Below are 8,844 nucleotides of genomic sequence, written 5' to 3'. Positions count from 1 at the left end.
AGATCACCTACACGGGCCGTAAGTCCGGCAAGGAATTCACCATCCCCGTCGGATACAAGCGCCGCGGTGACGAGGTCACCATCGGCGTCGCCATGCCGGACAAGAAGTCGTGGTGGCGCAACTTCTATCCAGACGGCGGTCCCATCCGTATCGAGCTCGACGGGACCACACGGACGGGTCGAGCGGTGGCCCACAAGGACGGTGACAGCGTGCACGTGAAGGTCCAGCTCGACACCTGAGTTCTGGCCGACATCACGACAGCACTCGGTAGATCCTCCAGTCCGGCTGATCCGCGCCCACATTGGGCACTTCGAATTCGAGGGTCGCGATCGTGCCGCCGTTGTCGTAGACCGTCGGGTACCGGCGGTTGAGGGCGTCGGACTCACCGCGTCCACTGTTGGGCACCGTCAGGAGGTATTCGACGCCGGCTGCGGCGGGGTCGTTGAGGATCGTCGTGAAATCCTGGTCGGACGGCACAACGAAACGCTTCGGGTGAGCGGACGCCGCGAGGACGCCGAATCCGTAGACGGTGTCGACGAGGATCGACCCCTCCGGTAGATCCATACGGTCGAGATACGCCGCAAGTTCCCGCTCGGTGGAGAACGATGCGATGACCTTGCGCGCCGACACCGCATCGACGTCGCGGGCGTCCGGGTGCGTATCCAGCAGGTACCTCAGCGCGTACTGCTGGCTGGACAACGACGGCGTCAGCATCGCCCACCCCGTGATCGGCACAGCCAGCATGGACAGCACGACCGACAACACAACGACCGGACGAGCGGTCGACGGCCTGTCCGGACGCACCGTGACAAACGCCCCGCGCCGACGAGTGCGCGGATTCCCCCGCGCCGGAGCGAGTTGAACGACCATGACGACTGCCAACGGAATCGCACAAATGTAGAACCGCAGGAAACCGAACGTCGACCCACTGATGTAGGTCAATGCCTGAAACGCCAGAATCGCTCCGAACACAACCGGGGCGACGAGGAATTCCAGATCACCGCGCGCCTTGGCGAGCACTGCGCCGACGGGCAGCAGCAGCGGAAGCAGCGGCCCCATTGCGAGGCCGGCGACCAACGCGAACGCCGCGTTGGCCAGCGGCGTCCCCGTCGACCCGCCCGATTGTTCGAGAATCGCCGAATTGCCGTAGCTCGAGGACAGCTGCGCCAGGAGTTCACCGGTGATCAGCCAGCTCGTCGCGCTCCACACCAGGAACGCGACGAATCCCGGTCCGGCGACGAGAACTGCATCCAGAATGGCCTGACGCCGCATCGCTCGCCACTCGCCTCGGCCACGACGCAGAAGCGTCACACCGGCAACGAGGAACGCCGCCCCGGCGATCGCGACGACGGCGTCGTATCGGGTGAGATAGGCCAGCGCCAAAGCGATTCCGGCGACGATCAAGTCGTGTACGTCATCGGTGTGCACCCACCGAAGCAACCGGCGCACCGCCCAGCACGTGAAGAACAGGAACACCGCCTCGCTCATCCCGTTCGCGCCGTAGAACACGATCATCGGGTTGAGAGCGAACACGGCAGTGATGAGGGCGCTGTGCCATCCGACGAGCCCGCGGTCGCGGCAGATGCCCAGCACCATCACTGTCGCACCGGCCATGAACAGCGCCGATACCGCGATGCCGGAGATGTTCCACCGCGTGATCGCCGACCACCACGACGACAACGCGACCAGCGGTAGCTGCAGCAGGGCGGTCAACGGCGTGAAGATGAACCCGATCGCCGATACGTGCGGATCCCGGCTCAACAGCACTGCCTGTGCTGCCGACGTCCTCGACAACGCATCGCCGAGCAGGTAGCCGAACCGCAGGCTGAGCGTCAGCCCGACCGCGAAATATCCGGCGAACGCACCCAGAAACAGTCTCATTTCACCGACTCTGCATCGGGCGTCGGCGTCGACAGGCCGTGAAACGTCTTCTCCCAATACGACGGATTACGCAGCAGCTGCCAGCAGCCCTTGATCGCTGCGACGCTCATCATCAGCCAGTACAGCGGCATCGTCAGGCTCGGGACCAGCAGGTACGCGTTCCCGCTCTCCCTGCTGGCGATGAGGTACATGTACACGGTCGCGACGTTGCCGATGATCAGCGATACCAGGGAGAAGTAGTAGATGTACGGCGGAAACAGTGCCGCCACCAACGCGGGTTGGCCGAGTATCCATGCCGCAGTGGCGAACCAGAAGATCATGTTGATGCACGCGGTGATCGGAGTGCCCGCCAACAACAGTGTGAACCGGTACGTCCCAACCAGGCCGAGTGCACGAAATGTGTCCCGAGGCCGACGCATGTGCACCAACCAGGTCTGCAGGTAGCCCTTGTACCAGCGGGACCGCTGCCTGATCCAGTTGATCGCGTCGCTGTTGGCTTCCTCGAGTGTGGTCGAGTCCAGGACGGCAGTCGAATAGCCGGACGCTGCGATACGCACCCCGAGGTCCGCATCCTCGGTGACGTTGAAGCCGTCCCAGGCGCCGACCTCCTCGATGACGTCGGCGCGCAGATGATTCGAGGTGCCGCCCAACGGGATCGGCGACGTGCTCCGCATCAGCCCGGGCAGCAGATAGCCGAACCACAACGCGTAGTCGGCGGTGAACCATCCGGTCAGCAAGTTCTGAGAACCGTTGTGGAAAGCCAACTTCGCCTGAACACAGGCCACGGTCTCGGGCAACCGAGCGAACGCCGCGACGACGCGGCGCAGCTGCAGGCGTTCCGGTTGATCCTCGGCGTCGAAGATCGTGATGATCTCCCCTGTCGCGAAGTGCAATCCGTAATTGCAGGCCTTGGGTTTGGTCCGTGGATCACCGGCCGGAACGAGCACCACGTCGACGACGTCGCTGACGCCACTGGCCTTCGCCGCGGCGATGGTGACGTCGTCGTCCTCTTCGAGCAGCAGCAGGACCTGCAGTTTCTCTGCCGGGTAGTCGAGGCTGCTCATCGCCGCGATGAGATCGCCGACTACTTCCGGCTCGTCGTACGCCGGCACCAGGATGGTGTACCGAGGCAATTCGTCGTCGGGAATCGCCCACGCTTCTTCGTCGGTGACGGTGACGATGGCACTTGCGTCGAGACCCCGGGAGAACAGCAGTAGCCGGTCCGCCATCATGGCGATGTAGCCGATGGTGCACAGCACGGTGATCGTCAACAGAGTCGTCAACGGCGCCAGACCCGCGCATACGACGGTGATCGCCGCGATCGTCAGCGCGGTGCGCTTCTGCCAGGGGACGAATGCAACGGCGGCCGACGCAAGCGGATGACGACGAGCGAGCCCGTTGACGGCGTCGTCGAGCGCCGCGGCTCGAAAGCTCTCCGACTCTTGCCCGACGCGCGGAATCACTTCGCACCCCATTGCGCGGCGACCAGTGCGGTCCCGAACGTCGTCAGCAGTCCCAGATCCTTGTAGTCGGGATCGTCGTCGGTGGCAATGGTGTTGCCGCGCAGGAAGATCGCCAGCGAGGTACCGAGGTTCGACGCCATCGACGGCATCGGCTGCGGAAAGTCCGCGCCGGGATCGTGATTGTCGACGCTGATGACGGTGACCCGCTGCGTGAACTCGCCACGCACCCAGGTGAACACCAGCTTCGTCCACGTCAGGAGCAGCGCGTCACTGACCGAGGTGTACAGCGAACCGACGACGTCGTGGCCCAGTTTCACCGGCAGTGCCTCGCTGCTACGGGTGTTGCTCAGTCGGTACAGCGTGCTCTCCGGGTACACCCCCAGGCTCGCGCGGTTCGTCGTCGTCAGCACATCGACGACGACCGTTCGCGGCCGCGACTGCAGGTCCCACGCTGGGTTTCCTTCGTCGGCGCGCATGGTCTGACGATTCAGCGACGACTTCTGGCCGAAGTACGACCTCACCCAGTCGAAGTTCTCGGTGCCGGTCTGCGTCCATCCGTCGGGCACGATGAGCGGCGCCGACGCAGGCCCGGGCGGGCCCGGAGTGGACGAAATCACCGTCTGCGCCGGGATCGGGATCACGAACAGGATCACCGACGCCACGACGACCGTCACGGCCGAGCTGAGCGACCTCTTCGCCGTCACCGGAGCAACAGGACGCGACAACGGCCGCAGCGATTGTCCGCGCCGCGCAGCGAGATAGAACCCGATGCCGACCACCGCTGTGGCACCCACCGTCGGGATCAGCTGCAACCACGCGATGTGCAGGTTCGGCCACTTCGCCAACATCGCCGCGAGAATCACGAATCCGGTTGCGACCGTGCAGACGAAGCCTGCCAATGCTCGTCGAAAGGTACGACCGACAGCGATTGCCCCGGCCAGGCCGGCAAGCAACACGAGTACCGCACCGTAGGCGAATCGGCTACCTCCCGCAGTGATGGCCACCATGCGATACCCCAACGGACTCAACGCAAGTAGCAGTAGCCACACCGACCAGAATCGCCCGACCGGCCGGAGCCCGAACAGCAGAATGGCAGCACCGAGGAAGAACACCAAGCCAGCGAGCACGTCGAGATGGGAGAGCTGATACTGCTCGACGTAGCGCGGCACCCACAGCGCCTTGATCGCCACCGCGGCCAGCAGCGCCAGACCGCCGACGATGATGTCGGTCTGCCGATCGTGGATCGGCAGCTCCCCGGCTCGACGACGCGCGATCCCCTGCGCCGCCACCGCTGCGAGGAACGGTAGGACGAAGATGTAGGTCGTGATCGCGCCGTCGGCTGCTTCCTGCGCCAATCGCTTTCCGGTCGGATAGGTCGCGATACCGACGCACATCACCAGCACTACCCAGTAGAAGAAGATGATGCTGACGGGTCGACGCGTCCGCAGGGACAGGATCCGATGGACTATCGATTCGGTATTCCCGGCCTTGGGGACGTCGACGTCTGTCGTCATGGCGCGCGGGAGTCACTTCTACGCGAGCGCATCCAGACGATCAGTGCTGCAGCGAGTCCGATCACCACCAACACGACGGCGGCGACGATTCCCGCGACGAGCAGCCCGTTCGAACCGTCGGGATCGGCGGCGGCGTCTGCTTCCGGGCCGGCGAGGTCGGCGCTGGACAACGACAACGGATCGGAGCCCGCGGCACCGAACAAGACGTCACCGCTGAGCCCGTACCATCGCGACGGGTCGGCGTCGAGCCATCCCAGCAATCTGTCCAGCTCCTCCGGCGCACCGTTGGACGATGCAATCAGCTTCGCCGCGTCACCTTCGGCGGCTGCCACTTGAAGGCTCGCGAACGGCAGTGCAGCATCGAGGGTGAGCACGGTTTCCGAGCCCTGGGCAGACACCGTCGTGAACGTCGTCGCGCCTGTGGACGACAGCGGTAGCGTCACGGTATCCGGCAACCCGCCGTCGGGGGCGATGACGATCGCCGGTTCGGTCCCGTTCAGGGCGTCCTCCAGCGAGATGACGCTGACGTCGAGAGCCCTGCTCGACATCCGCTGCAGTCCGTCGACGATCGAGACTGCACGCACGATGTTGGCGAATGTGTTGTCCGCCAGCGCGATACCGACGCGAGGCATCAATGTCTGTGGTAGCGAACCGAATCCCAGGGGCGCGTACGTCGACGAGCCGGAGGATTCGACGACGCTCGAACCGTCGACCGTCACCTCGGAGACGACGGTGCGGCCACATGCGGCTGCGCTGTCGGCGGGATGCTCGACGGTGACGTCGAGGGTGGTGATCCGCTCCAGCGTCGCGTTGGGAATCTCGATCCACCGGTCGAGAATGCCGCTGTCGTCCGCAGGCCACGCCGCGAGGGTCGCACCGCCGACCGTTGCGGTCAGGGAGCCGGAGCCCGGAGTGTAGGTGCCGATCAGGTGCACCGACACGTTCGCTACCGACCGACCGAGACGTGTCTGATCGAGCGGGATCGAGGCTGTGCGGGTTCCGGTGACGGTACCGATGCCGAGGTCGTCGAGCGTGGTCGAATTCGGTGCGAGCACGGCAGGAGGTACGGATGCTCCGGCGAATGCCTTCGTCGACAGCGCCAGTTCTGCGACGTTGCTCGTCACGAGCCGCGCCTGGTCGATGAGCTCGGCGCCGGAGCCGGTGACGAACAGACGCGGCGGAGCCTGGTCGAGTGGGAAGACGAGTTCGGCGCTCGCATCGTTGTTCTCGGACAGAACCACCGACCGTTCGAACGGCCCGTCCGAGACCGCGCCCTGCAGCTCGGAATCCGGCCGCACGACGACGTTCACGGTCTGCGCGCCGTAGTAGTCGGTCACCGACGTCGTCATCGTCAGGGCTGCGGCGATGACGTCGGAGTCTGGCTCGGACGGAACGAACACGGTGAGCTGCCGGAGAACCGGGGGCAGGAAGTCGGCGAGGGTCCGTGGGATCGCGGGGAGGCCGGCGTACGCGACGGAGGCGTCGATGAGTCGGAGTGGGTCGTTGCGCACGTCGGGGCAGTAGGTGGCGTCGGGGATCAGCGTCGAGGACAGCTCGAGCGTCACAGTGCCGCCGACGACGGCGGCTGCGGTCAGCGGAATCGACACCGGAACCGTCGATGCGTTCGTATCGAGGACGATGCGGGCGATCGGGCGGTCGGCGGATTCGACGTCGAGCCAACCACGGTCGAGCCACGCAGGGATGGTAACGGTCCCGGTCAACTCCGATGGCACAGTTCCGGTGGGAACTGGAATCGTTATCTGGGCCGATCCGTCGAGCCCGTACAGCGGAAGCGATCTACCCAAGCCGAGACCGCCGAAGTCGAGGAATGTCATGACCGCGTCCGACGCGGTGTCGGTGGATTCCGTCTCGTCTGGTTCCTGGCCCCACGCAGGGGTCCCCGGGAGTAGTGCGAGCGCAAGGACACCTGTCGTCACGGCGACACGTGCGCACCATGAAGACATGCGGGAACTACGGAACATGATAGAAATCCGACCTCGAGTGTTGATACTGCCGAGTACCATTATGGTTTGAAAACGTAACTGGCGCAGCCGAAAATGGCGCTATCGTGGTAATGCAAAGAAACTACTCGCCAGTTACATTGCTGCACATTCGGTCACGGAGATTGTTTATCAGCTATCCACTATCCATATCGCCCATGTTCGATCATTCAACTGATGCACTTCGCTGTTCGCGCAAGAGATCCGATTGTCGTTGTGCGTGTCAGCTGACTAGCATCGTCGAATGCCCCGGACCACTCGGTTGAGTCGATGCGCTGCGATGACCGCCCTCGCAGTACTTTTCGTGTTCACGGCGCAGACGCCGGCGATCGCACAACCGGCGAGCCCCGCATCCTCTGCCCGGGTCACCGCAGACTCCGATGGCCTGAGACTGGACGGCTCACCGTGGTGGCCGACGGGATTCAACGCCTATCAGCTGGCGACGAACTGGTCGGTCAATGCGGGATGCGGTGCCATGGTCGACCTGAACTCGTATTTCTCGTCGCTGCCGGCGCATTCCATGACGCGGTTCAACGCATTCCAAGCGTTGGCGACCAATCGATTCACCGGTGCACTCGATTTCGGTCCGATGGACGCGGTGTTCGCAGCGGCGGAGGCGCACGGTCAGCTCGTCGTTCCCGTGCTTTCACCCCAGGACGGGGCCTGCGAGGGAGACGTGTTCAAGGACCGCCAGTGGTACATCGACGGTTGGACCAACCCACCCGCCGCAGGTGCAGTGCTCAGCTTCCAGGATTGGGTGACGACGGCGGTCGACCGATGGAAGAGTTCGCCTGCCCTCGCCGCGTGGGAGCTGGTGGGTGAACCTGAGACCAGCACCTGCGCCGACGCGAGTTGTTCGTGGTCGACCCGCACGTGCACGTCGGACGCTGCACAGGTATTGCGCACCTTCTTCGACACCGCGGGCGCTCAGGTCCGCGCCCTCGATCCGGACACCCTGATCACGGCCGGGCTGACCGGCGGCGGACAGTGCGGGAGCCAGGGCGACGAGTACCGCTACCTGGCGGAATCTCCCGCCGTCGACGTTCTCCAGTACCACGACTACGGCGCCGATGGGGTCCCACTGCCCGGCGATCAGTGGAACGGCCTCGCCCGCCGGATCACTCAGACCGCCGAGGTGGGAAAGCCGTTGCTGGTGGCCGAGATCGGCGAACTGGCCGGGTCCTGCGGCGAACTCGACGACCGGGCGACGAGCATCGCCACGAAGATCGACGGTCAGAAGCAAGCGGGTACGGCGGGGGCTTTGCTGTGGGCGTTCGTGCCCGACCCGAGGCCGGCGGAATGCACCTACGACATCGGCTACGACGACCCACTGTGGGATCTGCTCGGGCCGTAGCCTCTTCTCGCCCATGGGAGTTCGTTCTGCCCAACGACTCCGAGGCTCCGCAGTGGGGACTCGGCGTCCGGATTGCCAGCGGGGGCGTGGATGACTACATCCACGCCCCCGCTGGTGGTGGCAATCTACTGGCGGGGTGCAGCGAAATCGCCTGCACCCCGGCATCGTTACTCCTGTACCGCCGCTATTCCTGTACCGCCGTCATTCCTTGTATCGCCGCGAGGACGGTGCCGCACCGTTCTGCGGTGCGCTTCCCGACGCGCGCGTGGACGCCGACGGCGGACGAGGCGTCGCTGCCGGTGGACGCGGGACGGATGACGGCGGACGAGGAGTCGACCGAGGTGGTATCGGCGCGTATACCGGTGCCGCGGCCTCAGGTTCGGGTTCGGCCGGCGGTGTCGACGCGTGCGGAGCCGGCGGTGCCGATACATACGGAGCTGCCGGCGTCGCAATAGGCTGCGGCGCAGGTGCTGTCGGCTGCGAGACCTGCGGTGCCGACGGCATCGACCCGTCCCATGCAGTGGCTCCGGCTACCGGGTTGACGATGGATCCCGGAGCGACGGGGTGGGGTGTCTGGCGCGGGATGGTGCTGTCGGTCTCGTAGTAGTACGAGTAGTTGTCACTGCCCTTGC

7 protein-coding genes are annotated in these 8,844 nt (G+C 65.0%); 3 read left to right on the top strand and 4 right to left on the bottom strand.

Annotated elements, in window-relative coordinates; all coding sequences use genetic code 11:
- Positions 1 to 239, top strand: a 239-nt coding sequence (locus A2J03_RS30965) for a hypothetical protein (protein WP_068372694.1), incomplete at its 5' end; no start/stop codon positions are given.
- Positions 240 to 252: 13 nt separating this feature from the next.
- On the opposite strand, the gene A2J03_RS09595 is transcribed toward A2J03_RS30965, so the two are convergent.
- From A2J03_RS09595 to A2J03_RS09580, 4 genes are read right to left on the bottom strand one after another with little or no spacing between them, the layout of a single operon-like run.
- Positions 253 to 1,881: an ArnT family glycosyltransferase gene (locus tag A2J03_RS09595; protein ID WP_068372692.1), complete on the bottom strand. Its 1,629-nt coding sequence runs from the start codon at positions 1,879 to 1,881 to the stop codon at positions 253 to 255.
- Positions 1,878 to 3,356, bottom strand: a complete 1,479-nt coding sequence (locus tag A2J03_RS09590; protein ID WP_068372690.1) for a glycosyltransferase — start codon at positions 3,354 to 3,356, stop codon at positions 1,878 to 1,880. Before A2J03_RS09590 ends, A2J03_RS09595 begins: the two co-directional genes overlap by 4 nt.
- The gene (locus A2J03_RS09585) at positions 3,341 to 4,858 is read right to left on the bottom strand and encodes a hypothetical protein (RefSeq protein ID WP_082897733.1); all 1,518 of its coding nucleotides are present in this window, start codon (positions 4,856 to 4,858) and stop codon (positions 3,341 to 3,343) included. The genes A2J03_RS09590 and A2J03_RS09585 overlap by 16 nt, the downstream gene beginning before the upstream one ends.
- Positions 4,855 to 6,795: a hypothetical protein gene (locus A2J03_RS09580; RefSeq protein ID WP_156520300.1), complete on the bottom strand. Its 1,941-nt coding sequence runs from the start codon at positions 6,793 to 6,795 to the stop codon at positions 4,855 to 4,857. Before A2J03_RS09580 ends, A2J03_RS09585 begins: the two co-directional genes overlap by 4 nt.
- Before the next feature lie 307 nt (positions 6,796 to 7,102).
- On the opposite strand from A2J03_RS09580, the gene A2J03_RS09575 reads away from it, so the two are divergent.
- Together A2J03_RS09575 and A2J03_RS09570 are read left to right on the top strand one after the other, a co-directional pair.
- Positions 7,103 to 8,212, top strand: a complete 1,110-nt coding sequence (locus A2J03_RS09575) for a beta-mannosidase (protein ID WP_068372684.1) — start codon at positions 7,103 to 7,105, stop codon at positions 8,210 to 8,212.
- A 136-nt stretch (positions 8,213 to 8,348) separates the two neighbouring features.
- Positions 8,349 to 8,816, top strand: coding sequence for a hypothetical protein (locus tag A2J03_RS09570; RefSeq protein ID WP_156520299.1), 468 nt, complete (start codon positions 8,349 to 8,351; stop codon positions 8,814 to 8,816).
- Positions 8,817 to 8,844 lie beyond the last annotated feature (28 nt).

Source organism: Rhodococcus sp. EPR-157, from assembly GCF_001647195.1.
GTDB lineage: Bacteria > Actinomycetota > Actinomycetes > Mycobacteriales > Mycobacteriaceae > Rhodococcoides.
This window is presented reverse-complemented; position numbering and strand designations above follow the sequence as displayed.

What these genes read in the sequence shown, in the direction of transcription:
- A2J03_RS09575 (WP_068372684.1), top strand. Translation starts at nt 7,103, where the DNA reads ATGCCCCGGACCACTCGGTTGAGTCGATGCGCTGCGATGACCGCCCTC.
- A2J03_RS09595 (WP_068372692.1), bottom strand. Translation starts at nt 1,881, where the DNA reads ATGAGACTGTTTCTGGGTGCGTTCGCCGGATATTTCGCGGTCGGGCTG.
- A2J03_RS09585 (WP_082897733.1), bottom strand. Translation starts at nt 4,858, where the DNA reads ATGACGACAGACGTCGACGTCCCCAAGGCCGGGAATACCGAATCGATA.
- A2J03_RS09590 (WP_068372690.1), bottom strand. Translation starts at nt 3,356, where the DNA reads ATGGGGTGCGAAGTGATTCCGCGCGTCGGGCAAGAGTCGGAGAGCTTT.